26 protein-coding genes are annotated in these 25352 nt (G+C 41.7%); 10 read left to right on the top strand and 16 right to left on the bottom strand.

The features are described 5' to 3' along the window. Positions 1-124 precede the first annotated feature (124 nt). On the top strand, positions 125-988 hold the full coding sequence (locus tag FLL46_RS22245; protein WP_142933885.1) for a LysR family transcriptional regulator: 864 nt from the start codon (positions 125-127) through the stop codon (positions 986-988). 23 nt (positions 989-1011) lie between these two features. Here FLL46_RS22245 and FLL46_RS22240 read toward each other — a convergent pair whose 3' ends face one another. From FLL46_RS22240 to FLL46_RS22225, 4 genes are all read right to left on the bottom strand, one after another. After that, on the bottom strand, positions 1012-1284 hold the full coding sequence (locus FLL46_RS22240) for a CBU_0592 family membrane protein (RefSeq protein ID WP_142933883.1): 273 nt from the start codon (positions 1282-1284) through the stop codon (positions 1012-1014). A gap of 343 nt (positions 1285-1627) precedes the next feature. Then, complete coding sequence (locus FLL46_RS22235; protein ID WP_142933882.1) at positions 1628-2044, bottom strand: MAPEG family protein; 417 nt, start codon at positions 2042-2044, stop codon at positions 1628-1630. Between the two features lie 73 nt (positions 2045-2117). Continuing rightward, complete coding sequence (locus FLL46_RS22230) at positions 2118-2672, bottom strand: YHS domain-containing (seleno)protein (protein ID WP_210418797.1); 555 nt, start codon at positions 2670-2672, stop codon at positions 2118-2120. Between the two features lie 134 nt (positions 2673-2806). Then, positions 2807-3733, bottom strand: coding sequence for an AraC family transcriptional regulator (locus FLL46_RS22225; protein WP_210418796.1), 927 nt, complete (start codon positions 3731-3733; stop codon positions 2807-2809). Between the two features lie 252 nt (positions 3734-3985). On the opposite strand from FLL46_RS22225, the gene arfB reads away from it, so the two are divergent. Together arfB and FLL46_RS27910 are read left to right on the top strand one after the other, a co-directional pair. Next, positions 3986-4402 (top strand): alternative ribosome rescue aminoacyl-tRNA hydrolase ArfB, encoded by a 417-nt coding sequence (gene arfB / locus FLL46_RS22220; protein WP_142933878.1) that lies wholly within the window; start codon positions 3986-3988, stop codon positions 4400-4402. Positions 4403-4789: 387 nt separating this feature from the next. Then, positions 4790-6748 (top strand): PKD domain-containing protein, encoded by a 1959-nt coding sequence (locus FLL46_RS27910; protein ID WP_142933876.1) that lies wholly within the window; start codon positions 4790-4792, stop codon positions 6746-6748. Between the two features lie 183 nt (positions 6749-6931). Here FLL46_RS27910 and FLL46_RS22210 read toward each other — a convergent pair whose 3' ends face one another. From FLL46_RS22210 to FLL46_RS22190, 5 genes are all read right to left on the bottom strand, one after another. Next, positions 6932-9406 carry an ABC transporter permease gene (locus FLL46_RS22210; RefSeq protein WP_142933874.1) on the bottom strand — a complete coding sequence of 825 codons (2475 nt, stop codon included), beginning with the start codon at positions 9404-9406 and terminating at the stop codon, positions 6932-6934. Between the two features lie 185 nt (positions 9407-9591). After that, positions 9592-10275, bottom strand: a complete 684-nt coding sequence (locus tag FLL46_RS22205; RefSeq protein ID WP_142933872.1) for an ABC transporter ATP-binding protein — start codon at positions 10273-10275, stop codon at positions 9592-9594. A 10-nt stretch (positions 10276-10285) separates the two neighbouring features. Continuing rightward, positions 10286-10711: a hypothetical protein gene (locus FLL46_RS22200; RefSeq protein ID WP_142933870.1), complete on the bottom strand. Its 426-nt coding sequence runs from the start codon at positions 10709-10711 to the stop codon at positions 10286-10288. 7 nt (positions 10712-10718) lie between these two features. Next, a complete protein-coding gene (locus tag FLL46_RS22195; protein ID WP_142933868.1) occupies positions 10719-11396 on the bottom strand; it encodes a DUF2306 domain-containing protein in 678 nt (225 codons plus the stop codon). Positions 11397-11440: 44 nt separating this feature from the next. Then, complete coding sequence (locus tag FLL46_RS22190; protein ID WP_142933866.1) at positions 11441-12298, bottom strand: DUF2306 domain-containing protein; 858 nt, start codon at positions 12296-12298, stop codon at positions 11441-11443. 296 nt (positions 12299-12594) lie between these two features. Between FLL46_RS22190 and FLL46_RS22185 the strand changes: the two genes are divergently transcribed. The 3 genes from FLL46_RS22185 to FLL46_RS22175 all read left to right on the top strand — a co-directional run bounded on the left by FLL46_RS22185 (position 12595) and on the right by FLL46_RS22175 (position 16146). After that, on the top strand, positions 12595-14109 hold the full coding sequence (locus FLL46_RS22185; protein WP_142933864.1) for a sigma-54-dependent transcriptional regulator: 1515 nt from the start codon (positions 12595-12597) through the stop codon (positions 14107-14109). Next, positions 14099-15523, top strand: coding sequence for a sensor histidine kinase (locus tag FLL46_RS22180; protein ID WP_142933862.1), 1425 nt, complete (start codon positions 14099-14101; stop codon positions 15521-15523). Before FLL46_RS22185 ends, FLL46_RS22180 begins: the two co-directional genes overlap by 11 nt. Before the next feature lie 119 nt (positions 15524-15642). Then, positions 15643-16146: a DUF6488 family protein gene (locus FLL46_RS22175; protein WP_142933861.1), complete on the top strand. Its 504-nt coding sequence runs from the start codon at positions 15643-15645 to the stop codon at positions 16144-16146. 33 nt (positions 16147-16179) lie between these two features. Here the strand turns inward: FLL46_RS22175 and FLL46_RS22170 are convergent, their stop codons facing one another. The 5 genes from FLL46_RS22170 to FLL46_RS22150 form a co-directional block, all read right to left on the bottom strand. Then, positions 16180-17319 (bottom strand): 5-(carboxyamino)imidazole ribonucleotide synthase, encoded by a 1140-nt coding sequence (locus FLL46_RS22170; protein WP_142933859.1) that lies wholly within the window; start codon positions 17317-17319, stop codon positions 16180-16182. Continuing rightward, the gene (gene purE / locus FLL46_RS22165) at positions 17319-17819 is read right to left on the bottom strand and encodes a 5-(carboxyamino)imidazole ribonucleotide mutase (RefSeq protein ID WP_142933857.1); all 501 of its coding nucleotides are present in this window, start codon (positions 17817-17819) and stop codon (positions 17319-17321) included. The genes FLL46_RS22170 and purE overlap by 1 nt, the downstream gene beginning before the upstream one ends. 42 nt (positions 17820-17861) lie before the next feature. Further along, complete coding sequence (locus FLL46_RS22160; protein ID WP_142933855.1) at positions 17862-18797, bottom strand: sodium-dependent bicarbonate transport family permease; 936 nt, start codon at positions 18795-18797, stop codon at positions 17862-17864. 9 nt (positions 18798-18806) lie between these two features. After that, entirely contained in the window at positions 18807-19034 is a 228-nt protein-coding gene (locus FLL46_RS22155) for a hypothetical protein (protein ID WP_142933853.1), read from the bottom strand. A gap of 292 nt (positions 19035-19326) precedes the next feature. Beyond that, positions 19327-20292 (bottom strand): LysR family transcriptional regulator, encoded by a 966-nt coding sequence (locus FLL46_RS22150; protein ID WP_210418795.1) that lies wholly within the window; start codon positions 20290-20292, stop codon positions 19327-19329. 238 nt (positions 20293-20530) lie between these two features. On the opposite strand from FLL46_RS22150, the gene FLL46_RS22145 reads away from it, so the two are divergent. Continuing rightward, entirely contained in the window at positions 20531-21007 is a 477-nt protein-coding gene (locus tag FLL46_RS22145; protein WP_142933849.1) for a Rap1a/Tai family immunity protein, read from the top strand. A 132-nt stretch (positions 21008-21139) separates the two neighbouring features. Then, positions 21140-22360: a Na+/H+ antiporter NhaA gene (nhaA, locus tag FLL46_RS22140; protein ID WP_142933847.1), complete on the top strand. Its 1221-nt coding sequence runs from the start codon at positions 21140-21142 to the stop codon at positions 22358-22360. Between the two features lie 21 nt (positions 22361-22381). Here nhaA and FLL46_RS22135 read toward each other — a convergent pair whose 3' ends face one another. Continuing rightward, positions 22382-23458, bottom strand: coding sequence for a ParB/Srx family N-terminal domain-containing protein (locus FLL46_RS22135; RefSeq protein WP_142933846.1), 1077 nt, complete (start codon positions 23456-23458; stop codon positions 22382-22384). Between the two features lie 408 nt (positions 23459-23866). Beyond that, positions 23867-24028, bottom strand: a complete 162-nt coding sequence (locus FLL46_RS27205; RefSeq protein WP_168204287.1) for a hypothetical protein — start codon at positions 24026-24028, stop codon at positions 23867-23869. 464 nt (positions 24029-24492) lie between these two features. On the opposite strand from FLL46_RS27205, the gene FLL46_RS22130 reads away from it, so the two are divergent. Together FLL46_RS22130 and FLL46_RS22125 are read left to right on the top strand one after the other, a co-directional pair. Then, a complete protein-coding gene (locus FLL46_RS22130) occupies positions 24493-24735 on the top strand; it encodes a hypothetical protein (protein ID WP_142933844.1) in 243 nt (80 codons plus the stop codon). Positions 24736-24834: 99 nt separating this feature from the next. Continuing rightward, complete coding sequence (locus tag FLL46_RS22125) at positions 24835-25110, top strand: phosphopantetheine-binding protein (protein ID WP_142933842.1); 276 nt, start codon at positions 24835-24837, stop codon at positions 25108-25110. Positions 25111-25352 lie beyond the last annotated feature (242 nt).

Raw genomic sequence — 25352 nt, 5'->3', positions numbered from 1 at the left:
CTCTTCAGGGTCAAACGGGTTAGAAAATAACAAATTGATTTAGTGATGGACGCTATTATATTTGTTTCTACTTAATTGATAATCTAGTATTTTAGTAATTCACTTTTACTGTATGGTAACAATCATGAATTGGGAAGGTATTAGCGAATTTGTCAAAGTTGCTGAAACCGAGAGCTTTACTCAGGCTGCGAAAAAATTACAAATTTCGACGGCCCAGGTAAGCCGCCAGGTGAGTGCATTGGAACAGCGATTGAATGTGAAGTTGTTCTATCGTACCACTCGAAAAGTATCGCTTACCGAAGAAGGGCGTGTCTTTTACCTGCATTGTCGAGGTGTTTTGGAAGGACTCGATGAGGCTGAACGAGCGATCACCAATTTACAGACACGACCACAAGGAAAAATTAAACTCACTGCGCCGGTGACTTATGGAGAGCATCGGATTTTGCCCCTGGTGAATAATTTTATCGAGGAATATTCTGAGCTTGAAATTACGGCTTATTTAAGTAACCGGCAAGTCGACCTGGTTGAAGAAGGTTATGACCTGGCAATTCGGCTCGGTAAGCTCAATGATTCAACCATGATGGCAAAGAAATTAGCAGAAAGAGTGAGTCACCTTTGTGCGTCACCAGCCTATCTGAATAAATATGGTAAACCTCAATCCCTGGCTGAACTTGAAAATCATAATTGTTTGTTAGGTACTCTGGATTATTGGTTTTTTAAAGAATCTGGAAAAGAAAGAAAACTTCGTGTCAGTGGTAATTTACGTTGTAACAGCGGATTGTCCCTGGTCGATGCTGCGTTGAAAGGTTTGGGAGTAGTACAGTTGCCAGATTATTATGTTCAAGCTTATTTAAAAAGCGGCGAGTTAGTATCTTTGCTTGATGATCATCGCGCTGCTAACGAAGGGGTTTGGGCTGTTTATCCTAATAATCGTTACCTGTCTCCCAAAATTCGTTTGTTGATAGATTTCCTTGCAGATAATTTGTAAATGAAACCACATCCGTCGTTGATTTATTGTTTCGCATCAGCATTGTCAGTGGCGTGATTTTTTATCAGTCCGACGACAGCTACCGTTGCCCAAAAGGCATTCAATAATGTGTAATGGTATAGTTCAGAAAAATAACTATTCGCAACGAGCAAGGACGCACCCAGAAAATTCACAATTAAAAATGTTTTTGATTCTGAAGTGAACCGTTTAACTAATACGTTCAACGAAAAGCCAACTAAAATTAAAGACACACCTAGCCAGCCTGACAGGTAAATAAGCAAATTAGTTTCGTTCATTGCTGAGTGGACCTCTGCTATAAATATAATAGTGAGTTTGTAAAACAAAAATGCTAACGATTGCTCGGAACGATAGGACAACCTGTTCTATGAATATAGTACAAGAACCGATGGAACTGCGATAATTAATCCTATTATTTATCGGCGTATTTATCGGTATTATTAGTGATGTATCTCGCGTGGAGAATCAGATTTGTCGCAAAGATTTTTTGAATGGAAAAATACTGACTAAGTTGCTTTTGAATGATTGAGAGGCAACCGCAATTAGTTGCCTTCAATCAATTGATTTTAACGGAACAACAAGTCGCTAGATCTTCAAAAATTTAAAACAGGGTAAGCTTGATTAGTTAACTTGTCCTGCAACTTGAACTCCTATCATTAGTATAGCGGCCCACGAAATTAAATAACTCGGCGTTCGCAAATAGGGAATTCCCAATATGTAAACAAGCGCATGAGCTATTCTGGAGTAGAAAAATACTTGAGCCCAAAGCGCGATGGCATCGAAGTTGTTTTGAACGATACTGCCTGCAGCAACGATCACTGCGATAAATGCCGGCATAGTTTCAACCAGATTTAAATGAGCCCGATGTGAACGCTGTGCCCACAAAGGTGGCTCTGGTTGCTCTGCAGGATAGCCTTTTGGGTAGTTATTTAAAAACGTCGGCACTCCCCACAAAACCATTCTGGCTAAAATGTAAGGTGTCCATAAGAGAACTGTAAGCACACCGCTGAGTGCTAAATATAAATAGGCTGTTTCCATTTCTAACTCCTGTTCGTTAAAAGGTTAAACTGTTTTATCATGATGATTAGCATTTTGTTGAACCAACTTTCTATTACAGTTTGGTTGCTGCGACATGCTTAATTTTTTTCCAGTTCGACGCTGCTTTTTTAATTGTTCCTTTGCGATCTTTTTGAAACTCTTTGAAAATGGCTTCGTTTAAAAAGAGATAGAGTTTGCCTTCTTCAATCGCAGCAAAGCGTGGGTTACCGTCAAACTTCTTGCCGACTGAAACACCAAAGGTGCAAAAGCCACCATTTTGGGGAACATAACTTTGTGGAGACTTTTTGAACATTTCCAGGTTTTCTTTCGACGCGAAGTAATAGGCAACATTATTGTGGACGCCAGTGTATTTTGCAGTGCCCGTGATTCGATTATTAATGTTAACAAATGCGACCGGGTCAATACCGTGCATGCCTAAAGCGGCACCCGCAGCAGTGAGACCCGGCACTGTATTATTTTCGTCTGCGGAAAAAACTGGAGACGTAAACGTGCTGAATACGATTAATGTAGCGATAGTAAATTTTCTCATTTTGATGACACTCCAAAAGTGAATTGATGGGGCGGCGCTGATTTCGCCGAAGTAAGGTGACGCTATTATTTGCGCCAACTTAATTCGCCCATTGATTACAACGAAATATGTTCAATGGGCTTAAAAATGAATTTACGGAAGATAAGACAGTAGAGCAATAATGGGTGAATAGATGTGGATTAACTGCAAATCATTCAGGACGATCTGCATGTTCAGGCGAAATTTTGTCGATATTTAGTGGGGGTGATTCCCATTTTTCCAGTGAATGCTCGCGTGAATGCCGCTGGGGATTGGTAACCGGTTTTACTGGCTACTTGTTGCACGCTGCAATGTGAGTCGTTCAGTAAAGACAACGCTTTTTGTATTCTCCAATCGCCGAGGTAAGTCATCGGTGCAATCCCGATAAGCTGGTTAAAACGATCAGCAAAACGGCTTCTAGACATGCCGATTTTCTTTGCCAGACTTTGAACTGTCCAGCCGTGTTCTGGATGCGCATGAATTAACTCTAGCGCGTTGCTGATATGCTGATCATTAAATCCGGCGAGTATTTGTTTCAATCTCTCACTTTGCTCGATTCCAATTTTAAGTAACTCGATAAATACACTTTCTGATAATCGAGTTACAACTGCATCCGAACCGACATCGTTGGAAAAAATTCGGCGCACAATTAACCTGAGCATATCGTCCAGCCAAGGTTGTTTCGCTCGCATTGTGCCGGTGGTTACGAGGTATTCAGGTAGTGCGCGCAAAATAGGGTGGTCAGCTCCTTGACGAAAACTATAGTGACCACAAATCATTTGCGTTGACGCATCAGGATCGCCGTTACCAATAACTAAGACGCCTTTGCCATCGTATCGAGATTTTTCGAGAACTTTTTCCAATGAAGGAGCGCGATGAGTTTTTTCGTTAGCTAAAACATGAGAATGGCCGCGTGGAATTAGTACCAGATCGCCCGCCGCAAGCTCTGTCATTTCTCCTGACGCGAAACTAACATGGCATTGACCTTGAACGACAAGATGAAAGCGTGCGGCTTGAGGCAAGTCAGGCACCTTAATTGCCCAAGGTGATGAGAAATCGGTACGAAAGTATAGTGCGCCTTTCAAATTAAGGGTGTTGAGTATATCCTGAAATACATCCATCAAACGCTTTCCTGCGACAAAATTTGTCGTTTTTTAGCTTACTAAAAAATAAGCGGTTTTTAAGGGATAATGAGTTTTAGAATAAATCGCGTCAGAATTGTTACATTTTGGTGCAAAAAAATGGTGCTATGAACAGCTAAAATACTTAATCGGCGTTTAGTTGTCTCATTTTTTGATTGATTATAAAATTGGCGTTCTGGAAAACGGACTAATAAAAATCTGGCGCATTATTTATATAAAGGAGTTACCTAAGTGATTAAAATTTCACAGAATGTCACCATCCCTGACGAGGAGATCGACCTGTCTGCAATTCGAGCGCAAGGGGCTGGCGGACAAAATGTGAATAAAGTTTCTTCCGCAATCCACTTGCGTTTTGATATCAAAGCTTCGACATTGCCCGAGTTTTATAAAGAACGATTATTAAAGCTGAAAGATAGTCGCATTAACAAAGAGGGTGTTGTTATTATTAAAGCGCAAGAATTTCGCACCCAGGAGAAAAACAGAGAGGCCGCATTAGCAAGATTAAAAAATCTGATTGAAGCTGCAACCATTGTTCAAAAAGTGCGAAAAGCGACTAAGCCAACCAGAAGCTCTCAAAAAAGAAGAATGGATAATAAATCTAAACGAGGTCTAACAAAATCTCTGCGCGGCAAAGTCAACGACCGATAAAACTAACGGTTGTTAAAAATCAATCATTAATAAAAGTTAACCTCAAGAAATCTACAAAGTTCTCACTTTCCGCAACCCTGCTTGACATTATTATCGCGACTATGTCATTAATAGTTGACAGCGTTGTCAGTTAGGCTTGATTTCGTGCACTTGATTGCCAGACAACGCTTTAAAGGATCTATAAAGTTTTATCAGCTTTGTTGTTAGATTTTCAGTCATGTATTTTAAAAATAATGGGATCAGAATAAAAAGTGATTCAAATAAGACTGTTGGTTTTTCGGCTTTGTATTTAGGCTTTTGTTAACCGTTATTTGTTTTTAATAAGAACTGTAACAGTCGAATCACTCGCAATTTAGTCCCATCAAATCTAATAACTAGGAGGGTCTAATGAAAATAATAAACAGCGTTCCGATAATTGTTGTCGGTCTATTTATCTCTCAGTCTGCGCAAGCAGTTAATTGCGACGGGCTATCAACCTGGGACAGTAGTACTGCGTACCTCGGTGGTCATCAAGTTCAGTATAATACCAACGCCTATGAAGCTAAATGGTGGACGCAAAATCAAAATCCTGAATCTCATTCAGGGCCGTGGCAAGAGTGGAAGTTGTTAGGTGCCTGTGATGGAAGCGGCGGCAATCAAAACCCGATTTCGAAAGTGAACGGTCCTTATAGTGGCAAGGAAGGCGAAGCGATTTCTTTTAGCAGCGCCGGTTCTAGTGACCCTGACGGAAATATTGTTTCGGTTAATTGGGATTTTGGTGATGGTAATAACAGCACTCAAAACAACCCAACTCATACTTATACTTCGGCTGGAAGCTACACCGTCACCTTGAAAGTGACTGACAATGAAGGCGCCAGCCATTCCAGTTCGACCACGGCGACCATAACCTCAGATGGCGGCGGTGGTTCTTGTGATGGCGTACCTCAGTATGTCGTAGGAACCGCTTACAGCACAGGCGATTTGGTCAGTAATGTTAATAAAAAATACCGCTGCGACATTGCCGGTTGGTGTTCGTCAAACGCTGCCTGGGCTTATGAACCCGGTGTTGGCGCACACTGGCAGTCAGCCTGGTCATTTGTGAGTGATTGTGTGGGTGGTCCGCAACCGCCGAAGGCTATGGCCAATGGGCCTTATTCGGCAACAGTCGGTAACGCCATTGCGTTTAGTAGTGCAGGGTCGAGTGACGCTGACGGTAATATTGTCAGTTACTCTTGGGATTTTGGTGACGGCAATAGCAGCACTCTGGAAAATCCGAGTCATACCTATAGTTCCATTGGAAGTTATACCGTGAGTTTGACTGTCACTGATAACGATGGACAAACCGATACAGCAACGACCAGTGCGTCAGTTAATGATGGCCAGGTTGACCCGCTACCACATCGATTATTGGTTGGTTATTGGCATAACTTTGATAATGGCTCAACGGTTATCAAAATGAAAGATGTGATTGAGGCATGGGATATTATTAATGTTTCGTTCGCGGAAAATAAGCCGGGTGGGCAAGAAGGAGAAGTTGCTTTTGAACCTTTTAATGATACCGATGCTGACTTTATTGCAGGGGTAAGATTACAACAATCCAAAGGTAAAAAAGTTCTGATTTCATTAGGCGGTGCAAATGCGCACATTCAATTGAAAACAGCAACTGCGCGTGATAATTACATTCGCACCATGGGAGACATTATTGCTCGATATGGTTTTGATGGAATGGACATAGATCTAGAAGGTGGTTCGCTTAGCATGGACGCCGGAGACACCATTGCCAATCCTAAAACACCAGCCATTATTAATCTGATTGATGCAACACGCGCATTAAAAACGCGCTTTGGCCCAGACTTTATTCTAACTATGGCACCGGAAACGGCTTATGTTCAAGGTGGTTTGAATAACTTCGGCGGCATTTGGGGCGCTTACCTACCATTAATTCATGCACTACGAAATGATCTGACAGTGATTCATGTACAACATTACAATACCGGATCCATGTATGGGACTGACGGAAAAATATATCAACCGGGAACAGCTGATTTTCACGTTGCCATGGCTGACATGTTGATTACCGGATTTGACGCGGCCAGCAGCGATAACCCATTTCCTGGTTTGAATCCCAGCCAGGTTGCTTTTGGATTACCTTCAGGCGGCAGCTCGGCGAGTTCCGGTTATACCACACCGGCGAATGTACACAAGGCGTTGGATTGTCTTATTAAACTCACTCAATGCGGCACTTATCAGCCGGGACAGGCGTATACTCATTTTAGAGGGCTGATGACCTGGTCGATCAATTGGGATGCGAGTGATGGTTACAATTTTTCCACGCCACATCGTGCTTATTTAAACCAAAACCCTTAATCGTCAGTCGATAATTATCTGGTGTTTCGCGCAATGCGAAGCATCAGATGATTTGTTTTACTTTTCGTAGCTTGGGTTGAAAAATGAAACCCAACATCAGAGTTAACATCGGCCAGGGATGTTGGGTTTTGCAACCCAACCGACAATATTTTACTAACTCCATTTATACGAACTTCAGAATATTTACTCATAACGAAGTGAAGTGATTGGCGTTTCGTTGGCGGTGCTAATCGCGTGAGCCGCAATAACTCCCCAGGCGGTTAAAATGCTGATTACACTCGCTACTATGATTAATGGAACGACAGACTCAATCCGCTCAGGAAAAAAGTTTAGATAGATATCGGCCGCAAAATAAGCTGCTGGTATAGCGATCAACATTGACCACATCACCGGCAGCGAGATTTGCCATATCAGTAACCGCACAATTTGATTAACGCTCGCGCCCATGACTTTGCGAATACCTATTTCCTTAGTACGCCGGCGGGCCATAAAAGCCGAGAGCCCAAACAGACCAATCAATGAGAGTGACAGTGCGATACCAGCGAAGAAAGCGATAACCTGGTAAATCACCGACGGAATGCGGAAAAAACGATTGAAATAAAACTCTAGCGGTTGTCTTATGATCGGGTAGTTTTCGAAGACCTGTGACCAAGCCCGATCAATATTGACCAATGTTTCAGCGTCGGCATTTTGATTGAGCCTGATTGAAGCATAGCGGTGGGTTTGTGGTTTGACTAAAAAAATAATCGGACGTTTTTTCATATGAACACCCAGAAAATACTGATCGGGCATCAAACCGACAATGTTATATTGAAGCGTCTCGCACCGGTTAGAAGGACGGTTAGAAATACACTCTCTATTTTGTTGTTCGCTGTCTTCAGGCAAGCTAAAGAATGATTGCCCAATGACATTATAATTTCGACCAAACCCCAACTTTTCTGCAGCGAGTGGGTTGACGATAACATTGGCTTGTTTGGATCCGGGGGTTAACACGTCTGCGTCGATTTTCGGGTCAAATGAACGACCGGCGAGAAGTTCGATATCGTAGGTTTTCATAAAATCAAAGTCGATTGAAACCAGGTAAAGTTTTACCTCGAGTGACTCTCCATTTTTAGTGGTCGCAACAATTCCAGAGCTTCCGGTTTCAAGGAATGGTACGCCGGCTGAGAAAGTCATTGATTGAACACCTTTAACTTGTTTTATTTCGTGACTTAGCGCTTGATAATTTTCCTTTATTTGATCAATGCCCATGCGTTCCAACACGATAATCTGAGATCGTGGAAAAGCACTACTCAGTGTTTGTACTTTCTGATTTTGAAAATAAATAATCATAACCAGCGCCAGAATAAAAATAGAAATCGAAAATTGCGCGGCGATCATCAGGTTACGAAAAGAGTGACCCTGGCGGCTTTTTAATAGCGTTCCATGAAGACTGTTAATAGGGCTGTCACGAGAAATCAAATAAGCAGGGTAGGCTCCGGCCATGAAGCCGACGATGAGCGTTACTAGAACCAGTTGTGGCAATATAGTTTGGTAATTAAGTATCACTTCTTTAGAAGACCATTCGTTATAGGCGGGTACTAGTAACTCGATACTGGATAAGGCGATCAACATGGCGAATGCTGTCAGGGTTAAACTTTCTGTGAGAAATTGAGTGTAGAGTTGTGATTTTTCTGCGCCGAAAGTTTTACGTAAGCCGACCTCCCGGGTTCGGCCGAAACTTTGCGCTATGGCAAGATTTGCATAGTTGAGGCAGGCCGTTATTAAAATGAGTAGTCCTAACAGCCGCACCGATTCAAGCACGGGAAAACCCAGTGCCTCCCAAACCTGGGTATTCTGTTCTATCAATGGCCGAACTTTAAGCGCGCTAATATAATCTCGTTGTGACTCTGGCGTGAAACGGGCGTAAACCAAATCCACTCGTTCTTGTAACCAGGCTCTACTAATATTTTTTTGCAACAAAACATAAGTTAAATCTGCTGGATTTAGCGAATTCCAATCGCCTGTCTCGTTAAAGTCGCTAACCGCAACTAAAGCTTGTAGTGAAGCAAACGCAGTCAGCTTGGTATTTGGCATGAGAGACGAATTAAAATGACTGTCTGCGCTAACGTCTTCAATCACAGCCGTTACTTTCATGTTGTAGACGTGTTCCAGAATAACGGATTCGCCCAAAACATCGGTATGGCCAAAAAGTTTTTTTGCCGTTGACGCGGTGAGAACCAGACCGTGAGGATCATCTGTCGCAGTCTGGTCACCGTGAATGTATTGAAAATCAAAAATGCGAGTAAAATCTTTTTCTACAAATCGAATCCCTTCGTAATAACTTTTCCTTTTTGTTTTCAGTATTCTTTCTCTTAGCACTGAACGAGCCACCAGGCCCGCCTGCTTTATTTCTGCTTTCAGCAATGGCGCATAAGCTAATCGAACGTTGGGAAATTCGCTGATAGGTTCACCTGATGCTGGCGAAAAAATACTGCCTACTGTAAAAATGCGATCACGATCGGAAAACATATGGTCGTGATTTTCTTCGTAATTAATCAGTAGTGAACTAAAAACAAAAATGGTCAAACCGAGAGTGAGACCGGTCACATTAATAAACGCATACAATCGATGCTTAGTCAGATTTCTTAAGGCTAGTTTAAAATAGTTGGCTAGCATCGGCGGTTTCCGGTTTTCTTTTTATCGCGAAAATTTTCTTTCGCGGCGTGATAGACTGTTGAGTTTTCACAATGGTTAAATGGCGAATAAGGTTAAATGGAAAATAAAAAATATGGTAAAAGTTCATCACTAGATTTCATGGTCCAAATTTGCACAGCTAAAAACTGACAATTAAGCATCAGCAATCAAGAGACGGCGCGAATGTTTTCGGTGACAACTTGCCCGTCAAACAGATTAATCGTTCGACGCGCGTAGTCTGAGTGAGTCGCCGAGTGAGTCACCATCACTATCGTGGTGCCACGTTCGTTCAAACCAACTAACATGTCCATCACTTCATGACCGTGAGTGCTATCAAGGTTGCCGGTCGGTTCGTCAGCTAAAATCAGTGTTTGATTACCGACGACCGCACGAGCTACAGCAACGCGCTGTTGCTGTCCACCGGATAATTGAGACGGTAAATGTCTGCCACGGTGAGCAATAGCGACTTGATCCATGACCTCTGCGACGCGTCTTTTTCTTTCTCTTGGTTTGATGTTTTGATAGAGCAGGGCTAGCTCGATGTTTTCTTCGACGGTTAACTCTTCAATTAAATTAAAATTCTGAAAAATGAATCCAATATTTTGTTTACGAATGTGTCCAAGTTTTTTTTCATTAAGCGGCGTTACTTCCTGGCCGAGAAATTGATATTGGCCGTCATCGGGTTTATCCAGCAGACCGATGATATTGAGTAAGGTTGACTTTCCACAGCCGGATGGCCCCATAATAGCGACAAATTCACCCTGGGTAATTTCAAGGCTCACAGAGTTCAAAGCAACGGTTTCTACATTGTCAGCACGATAGATTTTGCTAACCTTATCGAGTTTCAACATCCTTCTTTTCCTATTGATATTCAGTTTTTTCGGGGCTAGCCGCAAGCGCGGCACAAATCAGGTAAACGCCGAGTAACACATCAAAGCTTCGGCAAAACTCAGCCCCCCACAGGAGAGTGCTAGCGTTGTCGAATAGCGATTGATGGATCACGTCAAAGAGCCCATGGCTGATATATCCCACTGACAAAACCAACAGACCGGTAAACTTATTCTGCTTATAGCCTAAATAAGCTAGATAGGCAATCGCCAAAAACAATAAACTCATCATCCCGGCCGAGTTATCAAGAGATTGATAATCTAAAGGGTAGCTGGCTACGCTCCAGTAATAAGCGGGGAGCGTCGGCCATAGTGCTGCTGAAGACCAACGTTTTTTGTGAAACTTAATAACAATAAAAGCCGCGATAATTATCGCAGCGATTAAGGTGAGAATATTCATCTTTTTGCTAAATTCTTGTGTATCGATTCAACAGGCGAACTCGTACCAACCAGAACATCATTAATAAAACAATCACAATGACAGGTGCCGCCAGAAACTCAATTTTCCTGAGAGGATCAGGAAATATTTTCGCCTGCCCCAGAAAAAATGCGGCAGTGGCCATAAATAGTGGAAAACACATACGCCAAAGGTGACGAGTTATTCGGATGGTGCCGGCGACACCGCCATGATAAATCATCTTGATATCTAGCACAGCGCTAATTGCGGCAACAGATGCAAAGAAAAAGAAAACCTGTGGTGGAAAACCATCTTTTGAGCCGGTCTCGATAGCCTGAAAACCGAAGGTGAGTAACATGGTAAAAATACAGAGTGCCAGAGCTAATGCGCCTTTCTCAAAATTACCGATTTCTCCAGCTTTTCGTTTTACCGCCATCCAGCCGGTTGAGACCAGATAGATTACCAGGAGTCCGTTGGCAAAAGACAACATGATTGATCTCGAGTAAGCTATGAATACGCCGGTTAAAGCCATGACTAACATTGCCACTAAAAATATTTTTCCTGATTTTTTATGTTGATTCGAGCCTTTGCGAAACATCAGTGCTAGCGAGCCGGATATCAATCCGATCGCTCCGGCACCAATGTGGATAGCGACCAACGAAGAAATGATTGATGAAAAAATTGTCATTATTTACCTCTAGTTCAAATTATTCCAATGTGTGCCAATACTCGTCATATGCGAGGCAGCCACAATCCCATGGTTGCTGCAAATACGCCTGCTCCTGTTGCAATTGTCACGATGAATAAACTCAAGGCGACGGTTAATTGTCCCAAATTGCCGGCGCGCTCTTTGGCGTAAAAATAAAGTTCCAACATGATCAGGGGCAAAATATATTGAGCGTAACTTAGAAAATCGAGGAAAGGGCCTTCAAATGTTTTCGGATCGAAGCCCACCGGTTCGCCGTGAATTAATAGCCATAACATCAGGCCAATTCGAAAATACCAGACGCCGACGGCAACAAAGAACAGACGAAGTGCCCAGCGACGATGGACTTTGATGTTGCGTTTAATCGCGAAAAACAACGCCAGTAAAGCGCAAAGTATGATCAAAAGCGCGTTGATGCTGATAGCTACCTGCCCGCCGCCGAGGGTGCCGCGAGTCCAGACCATAAAAAGTCCGCCGATGCTAAGCAGGATAGTGGTTGTAATATAAATTCTGCCGTTCCAATGGTGAAAGGTCGGCAGGTGAGTTCGAATCTGCGGAATAAGTTGTAGTGGCCCGCCAACTAGAATGATGATCGCTAAGAGAATATGCATGCCAACGGCGAAATTACCAATGGTATCACCGGGAATGTGGCCCTTAGGAAGCACTTTATTCCAGGCTTCGAAATCTCCTTCTATTGCGGTAGTTCCGTAAAATGAAATAACGTAGTAAGCAAAAATCCACTGACCGATAACAGTGACCAGAAAGCAAAGTTGAGCCGCTGATTTTAGCGCCTTGTTCGACAGAGCGTTAATTTTTAACTTCTGCGCGACGACATTTCTGTCTGCGGTTTCTATTACTGAAGGGGTTGTGATGCTATCTGTCATTTTAGCTCCGCCGATAAACTAGAAAATTTTGCCATTAAGTCATATTGATTAATCGCTGTATCGCAAAGTGTGTGCCAGTTTTTATCTCTTTGATATTCATAGAAAAAATATCTAGAGCTATAAAAAGTGTATTAATCCGAACACCTGCTTGTGTATAAAATCGGACATAAACTGTATAATAATGAACACTTTTCTGAGTCAGTTTGAGCTGGTACCGGGTTAGCCGTTGCTGGCCGAGACTGATTTTTCATCGAAGCACGCGAGAAAGCGTATTAGATTTTAAGAGAGCTCTTTGAATGAGTATTGAGAAGCGCATATTAATCGTTGACGATGACGAGGACATATTAGTTGCGGGCGAACTATTATTAAAAAGACATTTCAGAGAAGTTGTCACTTGTAATCGGCCTGAACTTATTCCCGGAGTGATGGCGGAGCAGACATTTGACGCGGTGTTACTCGATATGAATTTTTCCCCGGGCGAAAGAAGTGGACAACAGGGTTTTGCCTGGCTTAAACAGATCTTAACGATTGACCCAGATGCGGTGGTCGTGATGATCACCGCACATGGCGGTATCGATACTGCCGTTGAAGCAATGAAGTTTGGCGCCACCGATTTTATTTGTAAGCCCTGGCAAAACGAGAAAGTCATTGCAACTTTGTCTGCCGCTGTTCAGCTGCACCAAAGTCGTGTAGAAGCAAACCGGCTAAAGCACAGCAATCAATTATTGATGGAAACATCGGCGGCAAACCATCAAAACCTGCTAGGTAATTCAGCAGCGATGAAAGCCGTACATTCGATGATTCGTCGTACTGCACCAACCGATGCCAATGTGCTGATTATTGGGGAAAATGGCACAGGTAAAGAGTTAGTCGCGCGCGAGTTACACCAACAGAGCCATCGAACGGGTAGCATATTTATGTCAGTCGATCTTGGCGCTGTTTCTGAAACACTATTCGAGTCAGAGTTGTTTGGTCACAAAAAAGGCGCTTTTACCGGCGCGACGAAAGATCGCATTGGGCGTTTGGTTGCGGCTAATGGTGGTACGCTTTTTCTGGATGAGATCAGTAATATTCCTTTGCATCTACAAGCCAGATTATTAACCGTATTAGAACAGCGCAAAGTGGTCCCAATAGGTAGTAATCAAGCCGTTGAGATTGATGTCAGGGTGATCGCAGCGACTAATATTTCAAGAGAAGCGCTCAACGATGAAAAAAAATTCAGACAGGATTTGTTGTTTCGTTTGAATACAGTAGAAATTAATGTGCCTCCACTACGACAACGTGCGCAGGATATTGGTGAAATTGCGATTCATTATGCACAAATGTACGCGCGCAAATATCGTAAAGAAGAGAAGTCGTTCACCCATGAGGCGCTTCTGGCAATCCAGGCGTATCACTGGCCGGGTAATGTTCGAGCGCTACGCCATGCGGTTGAACGAGCGGTTATTTTGTCGGAGGGAAAAGAATACCTGGCTAAAGATTTTCAGCTGGAAAATGTTTTGCTAAATCATCAAAAAGTTCCTCACGAAGATTATTTGGAGCGGATGACAAGGTTGCCCAGTGTTGATAGTAACGCACTGCAAACTATGCAATCGTCATCTAATGATGAAAGCCTTGAGAAAGCGCATTCAGATTTTGAGACTTCAGCAGGAGCGTTAGAGACGTCCACAGATTTGAACTTGGTTTCGATGGAAAAACGACTAATCAAAGCGGCGTTAACTAAGCATCGTTATAACATTAGTAAGGCGGCTAATGAGTTGGGATTAACTCGAGCAACTTTGTATCGGCGGATAGAAAAATATGGTTTTTAATCGCTTTGCAACGCTTTTGTTTTTTCGCGTCATTTTGCTGACCGTAACTTTAGCTGGATTAAGTGTCGCTCTGACTAGTTCAGGTTATTATGGGATTACTTTATTACTCACCATTGTTGCGACGGCGTTGTTTTATGAGTTGTATCGTTATGTCACTAAAACCAATGTTGAGCTATCGCGGTTTCTGGATGCTGCCCGTTACGAAGATTTTGGTCAGAGGTTTAAAGCGACTGAGTCTCAGGGGCTAAAGGCCGGCGCAGGTTTTGAGCGGTTGAGTGATGTCTTTGATGAGATCATGCATGGTCTAAAACAAACTCACCAGCGACAAGAAGAAAAGCTTCGACATTTACAATCACTGACCGAACACGTTCCTGTTCCTTTATTGTCTTTATATCCAGACGGTCGTGTTGAATTACATAATAATGCAGCGCGACGTTTGTTTAGCGGTATTGTTGTCAATCGTATTGAGAATTTGAGTATTTTTGGTGAGGAAGTTGTTGCGGCAATTGAATCGTTAGAGCCAGGTAGTCGGCGCTTGATTAACTTTTCTTTTGATGAAGTCGAACGACAATTATCGGTGTTGGCAACGCAGGTTGTCACTGCAACGGGGAACGAAAAATTAATTAGCTTGCAAGATATTCAGAGTGAGTTAGATGATGTTGAATTACGAACCTGGCAAGGCCTGGTCAGGGTGTTAACCCATGAAATTATGAACAGCATTACGCCGGTTGCCTCGTTAGCAAAAACAGCGACTGATCTGGTTGATGATGCAACAGGTAAACTGGATGGCTCAACCAGTACCACCAGAATCCAGGAAGAACTTAAGGTGGAGTTGCAGCAGGAGTTGGGAGATGTTCGCCGTGCAGTCGATACCGTAGCTAGACGTTCTGATGGTTTAATGCAGTTTGTGAAGAGTTATCGAAGCCTGACTCAAATGTCAACGCCGCGAAAACAAACTTTACCTGTGGTGAGTTTGTTGCAACGAATAAAGGCGCTGTTTGTAAATCAATGGGCGGAAAAGGGAATAACGCTCAAAATAGAAGTTGAGCCTGAAGATCTGCAGCTGAGTGCCGATCCAGATTTGTTGGAGCAGTTACTTATAAACCTGTTGCAAAATGCTGAACAGTCGTTGATGGATAGCCAGAGCACCGCAATAGAATCTCAGAGTGAGCCAATGGTAATGGTAAGAGGGCGCTTAAACAGAAGAGGTTACGTGTTACTAGAAGTGATTGATAATGGACCGGGAGTACCTGCGGAAATTGCCGAAGAAATTTTTGTTCCATTCTTCACAACCAAACGACAGGGCGCCGGTATTGGTTTAGCATTAACGCGTCAAATAATGATCGCCCATGGCGGAGCCGTTACACTTAGCCAATCAGAGATAGGAGGCGCGAAGTTTACATTAATATTTTGACCGCAAAGGAAGGGGGAGGACTTGAGGCCAGAGGTTTAATAACTGAAAATGATTCGATATTTAATCGGAAAAAACTGAAAATCAAAAAACAAAACTAAAAAATCAGGCGGGAATAACTAATGCATAAACAAGTGGCGGGAAAGCTAGTATTGAGAAAAGAAGTATTGAGAAAAAAAGTACTGAGAAAAAAAGTACTGAGAAAAAAAGTACTGAGAAAAAAAGTACTGAGAAAAAAAGCCGCGAGAAAACCAAAAAAACGATTGCCAATTAATATAAAACTATCACTCAAAAACAAACTTTATGTCATTATACTCTTGTTTACCGTTTTAACCGGCTGGATTAATGCGCACCCAAAACATGATAAAAAACCGGCGTTGATTACGCAATCTCAAGCACTTTCTACCGCTAGTCATCATGTTAAGCGACTAGTGAAAAGTGGTAAACTGGGAAAGTCCTGGAAAGATGCTATCGCCGTGAAAGCAGCAATGGAACGTCGATCGTCGCGTGATGTTTGGGTGGTATCGTTTAACCGGCAAGTTGACGGCGGGCAGAAAGACAAAACTTTATATGTCTTTCTGACTAACACCGGTTACTACAACCATAATAACTTTACTGGCAAATAACGAAAGATAAACACGCCTGGCACGAGCAGCATACTAAGAGAACAGCTGAAACGTTTTACCATTGCCTGAATAGATTGTTTGCTCAACCAGTTTCACTTTATTCAATAAACTATTTCGTTGCGGATCACTCAAGTTGATATGGCCAAGTTTTCTACCAGGCTTATCCATTTTGTTATATAAGTGAACGCTGGTTTCAGGCAAATTGATAGCGGCGCTTTCAGATTCGGTTCCAAGAATATTAACCATTGCCGAATAACCTTTACTCATGGTACTACCCAGGGATAAGCCTGATATTGCCCTGATGTGATTTTCGAACTGACTGGTGACAGAACCTTCGTCGGTCCAGTGGCCGCTATTGTGAATGCGGGGCGCAAGCTCGTTTACCATAATTCCATCTTTGGTTACAAATAGCTCCATAGTGAGTACGCCGACATATTGCCATTTCTCCAGCAGAGAGGTCATATTTCTTTTCACATTTTGCAGCCAGTCTTCAGGAATAAAATCAGCAGGCGCCATTGACCGTCTCAAAATACCGCCGACGTGATGATTTTCTGTCAATGGGTAGAATTTAACTTCTCCTGATAAAGCGCGAACGCCTATCAGGGAAACTTCCGTATCGAATTCAACGATTGGTTCGGCGATAGCTTTTATTTTCTCATTGGGCTCGATGAAATTATCAATGTATTCGTTGAGTGCGTTTTCATCTTTTATCCGAGCCTGGTTTTTGCCATCATACCCGTGTTCTGCCGACTTAATGATAAACGGATAATTAAGGTATTTAGCGGCTTCGAATAATCCTGTGGTATCAGTGACCGCAAACCACGGAGTGCTGGCGATATTCAGTTGACTAAGTGCAATTTTTTCTTTAATTCTGTTTTGACATATCGCAACGCTTTCCGGTCTTGGAAACACGTTAACCCGCATCGAAAGGTCCAATAACAATCTAATGTCGATGTCTTCGCGTTCCACGGTTACAACATCGGTTTCTCCGATTGCTTGTAACAAAGAAGTCGTACTGACGTGTTTGGACCAATGGACGATTTTTGCCAGCTTGTCAACGCATCGCGTTGACTCATTATCGATCGCGACAAAGGTAAAATCGATAGCCATCTTTTTGCCGGCTAATGCCATTAGTCGAGCCAGTTGACCACAACCTAAAATGGTAATATGCATTATTCAACCTCCGTTGGAACATTGTTGGTTTGATGAGCGCGCCACTCGACTAACCGACTTCTAATTTCTGGATCGTTTAACGCTAAAATTTGCGCGGCCATTAATCCGCCGTTATAGGCACCGGAACTGCCAATGGCTTGCGTTGCGACACAAACGCCTTTTGGCATTTGCACAATGGATAACAAGCTGTCCATGCCTTTTAGGGCTTTACTTTCAACCGGAATCGCGATAACCGGCAGGGGAGTCAGTGAAGCGACCATACCGGGCAGGTGAGCCGCGCCGCCCGCGCCGGCGATTATTATCTGGAGACCGTTATCGACAGCTGAACCGGCAAAATCAAACAGTCGATCCGGCGTTCGATGCGCCGAAACAACCCGGGTTTCAAATGGGATCTCAAATTGGTTTAGTAAGTTGGCAGCCTCTTTCATTGTCGGCCAATCCGATTGGGATCCCATCACGATACTAACAACGGGTTTTTGACTAACTTCGATTTTTTGCATAATTGATTTATCTCTTGCCTTTGAATTTGATTTATCATTCCGTTAGTTGGCCATCAGCCATTGTGCAAATAACCAATAAATTGGCAGCCCGACAACAATGTTAAATGGAAAAGCAACACCCAAAGAGGCGGTTAATCCCAGCGCTGGGTTGGCGCTCGGAATCATAGTACGCATCGCCATCGGGACCGCAATGTATGAAGCGCTGGCGCTTAACACAATCGTCAAAAATATACCGCCGGCAGAAAAACCTAATGCGCTGCCAAGTAAGCCTCCGGCAGCGGCGTTAATGAGTGGCATTAAAATACCGAAGGCCACCAGGAACGAGCCATTCTTTTTTAAGTCGGCTAATTTTCCTGCGGCTAAGATTCCCATTTCGAGTAAAAATATTGCGAGTACGCCGTAAAACAAATCTGCGAAGAAGGGCATAATTTTGGCAGTTTGTTCGCCGGCAATAACACCGATAGCCATACCACCGAATAGCAACACCAGACTCTGGTTGGCGAAAATTTCTTTCAGCCAGGTTTTGGCGGACAATTTTTTATTAGTCGATTTGGCGAGAATGACACCAATAATCATGGCCGGAAATTCGAGTAATACCACAAACACCGGAAAGTAGGCTTCATAAGCAATGTTTTGAGATTCAAGTAATGCAACAGCAACGGCGTAAGTTCCGATACTCACTGAGCCAAAATGAGCTGCAACAGAAGCTGAATTATCGCGAGAAAAACCGCCGAAGTAAGTGAGTAATGGATAAGCGATTAAAGGAAATAAAAAGCCTGACATCATGATCACAAAGGATTGTTTCAGGATATCGTAAGAAATATGCCCCGCGAGCGCTATACCACCTTTTAAACCAATCGCCAGCATCAGGAAAATGCTGATCCCCTGGTGCAGACCGGCCGGAATATTTAAGCCTGATCGGGATATCTTAGCGATGACGCCGAGAATAAAAAACAGGATGATGACATCGAGTTGCATGACCGCGCCTTAGTTCGACGAGCGATTTTGTGGAGAGCGAGCAGCCAACAGCAACGGCTGTTTTATCTCGACCAGTTTATTCGGGTTTATTAGCCAGAAGTAGACGGTCATCGCCAATAGCCCGAAGCCAACGAACACCAGTGACCACTGACTAGGGTCGACAGAGAAAACAACAAAACCTGCAGCCATTGTTAAAATACTCACTGCGAAGCAAAAAACGGTTTGTCTTAAATTCATCGCAAATAATCTCTGGTTTGCTTGTTAATGATAGACATATTTTGTCAGAGATTTTATATAGATAAAAATAGATATTTTCTAGTAATGTTATTTATGATTATAAATGTTAAATTTTCGAGGATTTATGCAAAACAGACCAGTTTTGGAAGGAATAACCAGGAAAGGGGATTGAAAAAGAGGCGTTCGAAAAAGATGTAATGAGAACAGTTCTGCGCAGAAAATTAACATCAAACTGCAGAACAACAATTTTTGCAGCAGACGCAATGGGTTGCCAATTAACTGGTTCTTAAACTCAAATGTAATTGGCCGCTGGCGAATTGACTAAAAGGTTACCAGCAATTTGCGCGCCTTCATTCTCTAAATATTCAAGAAACGTTTTTGCAACATCCGACAATTTTTTATTACGCAAATAAACAACATACCAGTGATAAAGCATTGGGAAACCTTTCACATCGAGTATTTCTATTTCTGCATTTCTTTCGAGTGCCAAGGTATGTACAGATAAAATCGATAAGCCAAGACCTGACATCACAGAGTGTTTAATAGCTTCATTACTCTCTATTGTCATTTTCTCATTAATCGAATTACCTGACTGAAGCAAATATTTTTCGATAGAATAGCGAGTTCCTGAACCCGGTTCGCGCATAATAAACGGTTCGGCAGCCAACTGAGAAAACTTGATGTTCTTTTTGCCGGAGAGCCTGTGATTAGAGGGCGCAACGACCACCAACGGGTTTTTGATAAACTCAAAAGTTTCGATATCAATATCTTCAGGTGGATGGCTAAAGACATAAAAATCATCTTTATTTTCTCGAAGTCGGTTAACCATCGAATTCCGATTTCCGATATTGAAGTTAACTTCAATATTTGGATATCTTTGACAAAATGGGCCAAGTAAGTGCGGAAAAAAATACTTTGCTGTGGTTACCACAGATAATTTTAGCAAGCCGGCCTGGAGTCCGGAGAGGCTCGCCAATCGACTTTCTAGTCGGCCGACAGAATCAAATATTTCGAGAGAACTTTTATATAATTCTCGTCCGGCATCAGTTAAAAAAAGTTTTCTACCGATTTGCTCTAACAGCGGTACATCAAGGTTGTCAGAAAGTTTTTTGAGTTGAATTGACACAGAAGGTTGTGCCAGGTGAAGCTCGTGTGCGGTTTGACTGATACTACCCGTTTCCGCGAATTTTACGAATAGTTCGAGCTGACGAAATGTACCTAACCGGGCATGAAATCGAGAATGTGGTAGTGACATCATTGCTCCTTTCTAAAAAAACAACACATTTATAATGATAAATATTATCGTTAATTTAAATATATTATCATAAATATTACTTGAATGACATAATTGGTCCATCAAGTCACTAAATTTAAGGGTAACGATTGAGAGATGCAATTTATTCGGTGGGTACAGATGAACAAAACGTTAATTAGAAGTTCTGGCATATCGCCGAGTTCCAGGTTGCTTTGTTGTCATTTAATTTCGAGGGCTTATCATGTCAATTTCTAAGAGTATTTTTTCATTGTTGCTTAATTTATTAATCATTAGTGGTTTAATTTATTCCCGTTCTGCAGGCGCAATACAGCCTTTGGAATCCAAGGAATTAGCACTTCTGTGCGAAAATTACCAGGCGCAACCTGATTCAAGTGAAAGTATGCAGTGTATTCGTTATATCAAAGGTTTTATTGACGGTGCAATTGCAACCGATGGTGGTGTCGCAAAAAATGCACAGGGTGACTCTGATAAAAAACCATCGTTTACCGAGCGAGCTATCAACACTAGAATTGGTTCTCGTATTAAGCGGTACAATATAACAGTTAATAGTGATTTTTGCCTTGGCGAACCGCTCTTGATCAGAGAAATCGTCGATAAGGTAACTGCCGAACTGATGAGTTCCTCCCAGCCCGAAAAACTAGCGCTTTCCGTTGTTTATAAAGTGCTTCGCAAAAATTATCCTTGCGAGAAAAACTAACGAGAAAAATCTTAGTTTACGAGATTCGTAATACAACACGCATTTTTCAGAAATTTTCAAATAGTCAACAAGTTTTGATGGGCAAACTCGTGCCTTAATTATTTTTTTCTTAATGGAGCGTCGGAAAATAAAATGGTGGATTCGGTAAAGTATTTGTTCAGGAGCGAAGCGGCTGGCGGAATTCTATTGGTTACAGCTTCAGTGCTTGCGTTGATGATTGCCAACTCGTCGATTCAACATTGGTATGATTCTCTGTTAGAAATGCCGGTGGTTTTTAAAATTGGTTTATTTGAAATCAATAAACCCATGTTACTCTGGGTGAACGATGGTTTAATGGCATTGTTTTTTTTCCTGGTTGGCCTCGAAATTAAGCGCGAAGCAGTTAGTGGCCATCTTTCCAATATTCGACAATTAACACTGCCGCTTGTCGCGGCTATTGCGGGTATTGCTGTACCAGCGCTCATCTTTTTGTGGTTTAACGGAGACGATCCGATCGCCTCTAACGGTTGGGCCATTCCTTCTGCCACAGACATTGCATTTGCGCTCGGCATCTTCGTGATATTCGGTAAGCATTTACCCTTAACGTTAAAATTATTTTTATTATCGGTTGCTATTTTTGATGATATTGCTGCAGTGATTATTATTGCGCTATTTTATTCTCAGGATTTATCCGTTGTTTCAATTGCCGTTGCTGTGACGGGATTAGTTGGATTAGCCGGGCTCAACTATTTTAACGTACAGAAAAAGGCAGCATACATTTTACTGGGTCTTATTGTCTGGGCCGCGGTGCTTAAGTCTGGTGTTCATGCAACTTTGGCCGGGTTTGCTATTGCATGGTTTATTCCGCTCAAGCGTGAGCAATCACAACAACCATCAATGTTGGAAGACATAGAACACTCACTTCATCCCTGGGTTACATTTTTTATATTACCGTTTTTTGCTTTTGCCAACGCGGGTGTCAATTTATTAAATGCAACCATAGAAACCCTGACTAACTCGGTGACGCTGGGGATCGCTTTCGGTTTATTTGTAGGTAAGCAATTCGGAATCTTCTTGGCATGTTGGTTAGCGATAAAGCTACGATTGGCAAAACTACCGGAAAATACATCCTGGATCCAGCTTTACGCCGTTTCTTTACTTTGCGGTGTCGGTTTTACTATGAGCTTGTTTATCGGCACACTCGCATACGAGCAAGAGGGGTTGATATTTCTGGAAAGCGTGAAAGTTGGTGTTTTGATCGGGTCGGTTCTTTCTGCGCTGTTTGGCGCCATAATCATCTCACGGATTAAAGTGAAGAAGTCGTTGCAGAATGAATCAACGGCGCACGCCAATGTTCCAGCGCAAAATGCTTAATATTATTGTTGGAGCTCAGTTTTACTGGGCTTTTTCCAAATATTCGATAACGGTTGAGATGGTCTTTGAAACATCAAAATGATCATCCCAGTCAATATCATCCCAGTTGATACCTGTATCTAATTCCATCACATTTGTGGTCAACAATGACTTGATAGTTTTAGCGGATTTAATGGGTTTTAATTGGAAATTCTTTCTCGGTGGAGAAGTTTTTTCTTTACTAAATAATCTGGACTCAATTTCTTTGGCAATTTTTTTCTTGTCAGTAATATTCAACACAGATTTATCGTGTTCCGCTTTATAATCAGATTCTACTTCAAGCACAACTTTTTTGGTTTTAACAAAAGGGTAGCTTAGCCCGGCCTGATACAAATCGAGAACACATGGATATCGAGTTAAAACATTATAGTTGTCAAAAGCGCCCATCGAAATTCCCAAACTGGTTGCCGTTTCCTTTACCGTGAGTTTTTTTAACCCAACTTTTATTCTAGCGGCGCTTAATGCTTCTATTTCCGCCATAGCGTTGACAAATGCGGCCAATTTGCCATATTGAGGCAAATCTTCTCTGCTGGCATTTTCCTGAAACTGCTTAACTTTGGTGAGCAGGGGCTTAGATTCGTATAACTTAAATTGCGCAGCTGAGCCATATCCTTTCGCATAAACCAGGGCAAAGAATCGTCTGTGACCAGTCAATACCTGGTATTTTGAATCGCCGACAGGGTAAATTGTTGGCGCCTGAATAAGCTCGGATACTGAAATATTATCACCAAGTTCGAGAATTGATTCGATAGTCTGATTCGCTTTTTTCCAGTCAGCAGAGCCATATTCCAGGCAGTTAACAATGCACGACTTGCCAATAATCACATGATCTTCAGCGTTATACATATTGACCAGTTGTTTCTTGCTCATTTTTCGACTAACAAATAGTTTCGCGTCTTCGTCCTCGATAAGAACGGCCGGCAAAAACCGCGCATTGGAAGAGTCTGGAACGATTGAGCTCAAGAAGATTGATTGATAGGTAAAAGATTCAGTATGTAACTTTTTTTCTTGGTTATTAAGACTACTGACCAATAATTGGTCATATTTTGGGTCGTTCATTGATATACCTGCAGATAATAAGGCACATTGTATCACAAATTAAAAGTATATCGATATCAGGTCATAGGGCAAGTGAAGATCACCCGACTAACGATAATGCTTATTAACTTTAGATAAAAAACGCGGATTGCGCCTCAATATACCGAGTTTCCGTCCTTTGTGTGAGTGATAATTTTAGATTCTTGTACAGAACAGACTACCTGTAAAATGGGGAGTTTCTGTGATTGACCGCTTCGATGGGTACCAGACATTATTGATTTTTGTTTGACTCGATGACATTTCTGGTTAATCTCCTTTGGTTGTTTTTTAACCGGTTACAATCTTCCGGTGACTGAATTTGGAAGAGGCCTGCAAAATATTGCATTACCTCAGCTCCTAAAATTAAACGAAAACCTTTGGTTTACAACCCTAACGATTAAGCGGCAAAAAGGTTACAGTTTTAAAAGAGCAATCTTTTAAAAGTGAACTGCCAGCCAATGTGGAAAATCGTTTGGTAATCCCTCGTAAATGATAAGTACAATCCTGATAATTTTCTTCCAATGTTTGCGCCTTTTCTGAATGAATTATCATTGGCTATTCTTTCGACTACTAATCAAGCTCAGAGTTTCCTGAAGTATAATTTTTGTCATATTTCTAAAGTAACAATTCACTGCTCATTTTTTGTTATGCAGAACTTGAAGTTTAAATAATATATCTTAGAGCAATAAATATTTTTGTCATTAATTACCTGTAATCTTCTGCGCCGTCGTCGAAGTATTTAATCTGTGTCTGGTTAAAATAGTTGCTAAATGCTGTGAAAACTGTTTGCGGTTTATATCACGCATGAGACGGTAAAACTGAATTCGCTTGAGGCATTAATTATTAGTCTGGTGTTATTTTTATTTATTCTTGCAACTTCAACAAAATTAAATATTTGGTAATTTTGTTGATTAAAATTGAGCATTTGTAACGCGTGATTTTAAAAGTAATTATCTAGCTCAATACAGAATAAAAAAAAATGAAATAATATCTCAAAGCGAGTATTGTGTATCAGTTTGATAAAGTCTATCTTGGGGAATCTCGAAAAAGGATTGGAAGTAAAAGTTATGTATAACAATATTGAGGACATTGAGAATATCGATGTTATAAAATGGGCTTTTAAGAAAGGGTACGATTTAGGTACTAACGATATCAAGGAAGACGTTCACATCAGTTTTGCCGAGACTCAAAAGTTTTTTTTGGACGAATTAGCAAAATTTTATGCTCAAGAAAATCAGGTTAAATATGTTTGTACGTAACTGATCGTCGGTATTATCGTTTTTTCCACTTGTTATAAAAATGATACGGCTGACTAATAGTAGTCATGTAAGTCAATATAAAATAGTCAAGGAGTTGATATGTATATTCAAAGAGATGATATATTCACCGTTTTGGTTGGACACACCAAAAAATTTGTCGCCGATATTGAAGAAGAAATTCCAGATATCACCGCAGACACTCATTTTGTAAATCTCGGAGCGAGTTCTTGTGATCGAGCAGAGATCGCTGCAGAAACTTTAGAATCTTTATCTGTTGAAACCCCACTAGAAGAAATATTAGTCGCGAGTACACTTGGTGAAATGGTAGAGCTGATCTACGCTGGACATGAAGTTCGACACCAACGATATGGTTAAATAACCTTATTTAATTTTCGTAATACGTGTTCTTGTTCGACCAGTTAACTAGCAAATTATGAGATGATAGTTACCTGAGATTTCGATGATTAAAAATGAGATAATTTTTCAGAGAAGTGCTCAAAAGTTGAGCGTTTTTTGAGTACTGTAATTTCTATTTAAAAGTTTCGAATGAAAGACAACAAAATTAGATTTTTATATCATGCATGAGATGTTTTGTGCGTTTTTCCAGTAAAATTTTA

Source organism: Aliikangiella coralliicola, from assembly GCF_007004725.1.
Classification (GTDB): domain Bacteria; phylum Pseudomonadota; class Gammaproteobacteria; order Enterobacterales; family Kangiellaceae; genus Aliikangiella; species Aliikangiella coralliicola.
The sequence above is the reverse complement of the archived record's forward strand: the minus strand, read 5'-3'. Positions and strand labels throughout refer to the sequence as shown.

Coding starts and splice junctions, on each gene's coding strand:
- FLL46_RS22145 (WP_142933849.1), top strand. CDS start 20,531: ATGTCAATTTCTAAGAGTATTTTTTCATTGTTGCTTAATTTATTAATC.
- FLL46_RS27910 (WP_142933876.1), top strand. CDS start 4,790: ATGAAAATAATAAACAGCGTTCCGATAATTGTTGTCGGTCTATTTATC.
- FLL46_RS22170 (WP_142933859.1), bottom strand. CDS start 17,319: ATGCATATTACCATTTTAGGTTGTGGTCAACTGGCTCGACTAATGGCA.
- FLL46_RS22195 (WP_142933868.1), bottom strand. CDS start 11,396: ATGACAATTTTTTCATCAATCATTTCTTCGTTGGTCGCTATCCACATT.
- FLL46_RS22225 (WP_210418796.1), bottom strand. CDS start 3,733: ATGGATGTATTTCAGGATATACTCAACACCCTTAATTTGAAAGGCGCA.
- FLL46_RS22180 (WP_142933862.1), top strand. CDS start 14,099: ATGGTTTTTAATCGCTTTGCAACGCTTTTGTTTTTTCGCGTCATTTTG.
- FLL46_RS22185 (WP_142933864.1), top strand. CDS start 12,595: ATGAGTATTGAGAAGCGCATATTAATCGTTGACGATGACGAGGACATA.
- FLL46_RS27205 (WP_168204287.1), bottom strand. CDS start 24,028: ATGATAATTCATTCAGAAAAGGCGCAAACATTGGAAGAAAATTATCAG.
- FLL46_RS22155 (WP_142933853.1), bottom strand. CDS start 19,034: ATGAATTTAAGACAAACCGTTTTTTGCTTCGCAGTGAGTATTTTAACA.
- FLL46_RS22160 (WP_142933855.1), bottom strand. CDS start 18,797: ATGCAACTCGATGTCATCATCCTGTTTTTTATTCTCGGCGTCATCGCT.
- FLL46_RS22235 (WP_142933882.1), bottom strand. CDS start 2,044: ATGGAAACAGCCTATTTATATTTAGCACTCAGCGGTGTGCTTACAGTT.
- FLL46_RS22135 (WP_142933846.1), bottom strand. CDS start 23,458: ATGAACGACCCAAAATATGACCAATTATTGGTCAGTAGTCTTAATAAC.
- FLL46_RS22125 (WP_142933842.1), top strand. CDS start 24,835: ATGTATATTCAAAGAGATGATATATTCACCGTTTTGGTTGGACACACC.
- FLL46_RS22210 (WP_142933874.1), bottom strand. CDS start 9,406: ATGCTAGCCAACTATTTTAAACTAGCCTTAAGAAATCTGACTAAGCAT.
- FLL46_RS22175 (WP_142933861.1), top strand. CDS start 15,643: ATGCATAAACAAGTGGCGGGAAAGCTAGTATTGAGAAAAGAAGTATTG.
- FLL46_RS22190 (WP_142933866.1), bottom strand. CDS start 12,298: ATGACAGATAGCATCACAACCCCTTCAGTAATAGAAACCGCAGACAGA.
- FLL46_RS22205 (WP_142933872.1), bottom strand. CDS start 10,275: ATGTTGAAACTCGATAAGGTTAGCAAAATCTATCGTGCTGACAATGTA.
- FLL46_RS22240 (WP_142933883.1), bottom strand. CDS start 1,284: ATGAACGAAACTAATTTGCTTATTTACCTGTCAGGCTGGCTAGGTGTG.
- purE (WP_142933857.1), bottom strand. CDS start 17,819: ATGCAAAAAATCGAAGTTAGTCAAAAACCCGTTGTTAGTATCGTGATG.
- nhaA (WP_142933847.1), top strand. CDS start 21,140: ATGGTGGATTCGGTAAAGTATTTGTTCAGGAGCGAAGCGGCTGGCGGA.
- FLL46_RS22150 (WP_210418795.1), bottom strand. CDS start 20,292: ATGATGTCACTACCACATTCTCGATTTCATGCCCGGTTAGGTACATTT.
- FLL46_RS22200 (WP_142933870.1), bottom strand. CDS start 10,711: ATGAATATTCTCACCTTAATCGCTGCGATAATTATCGCGGCTTTTATT.
- FLL46_RS22245 (WP_142933885.1), top strand. CDS start 125: ATGAATTGGGAAGGTATTAGCGAATTTGTCAAAGTTGCTGAAACCGAG.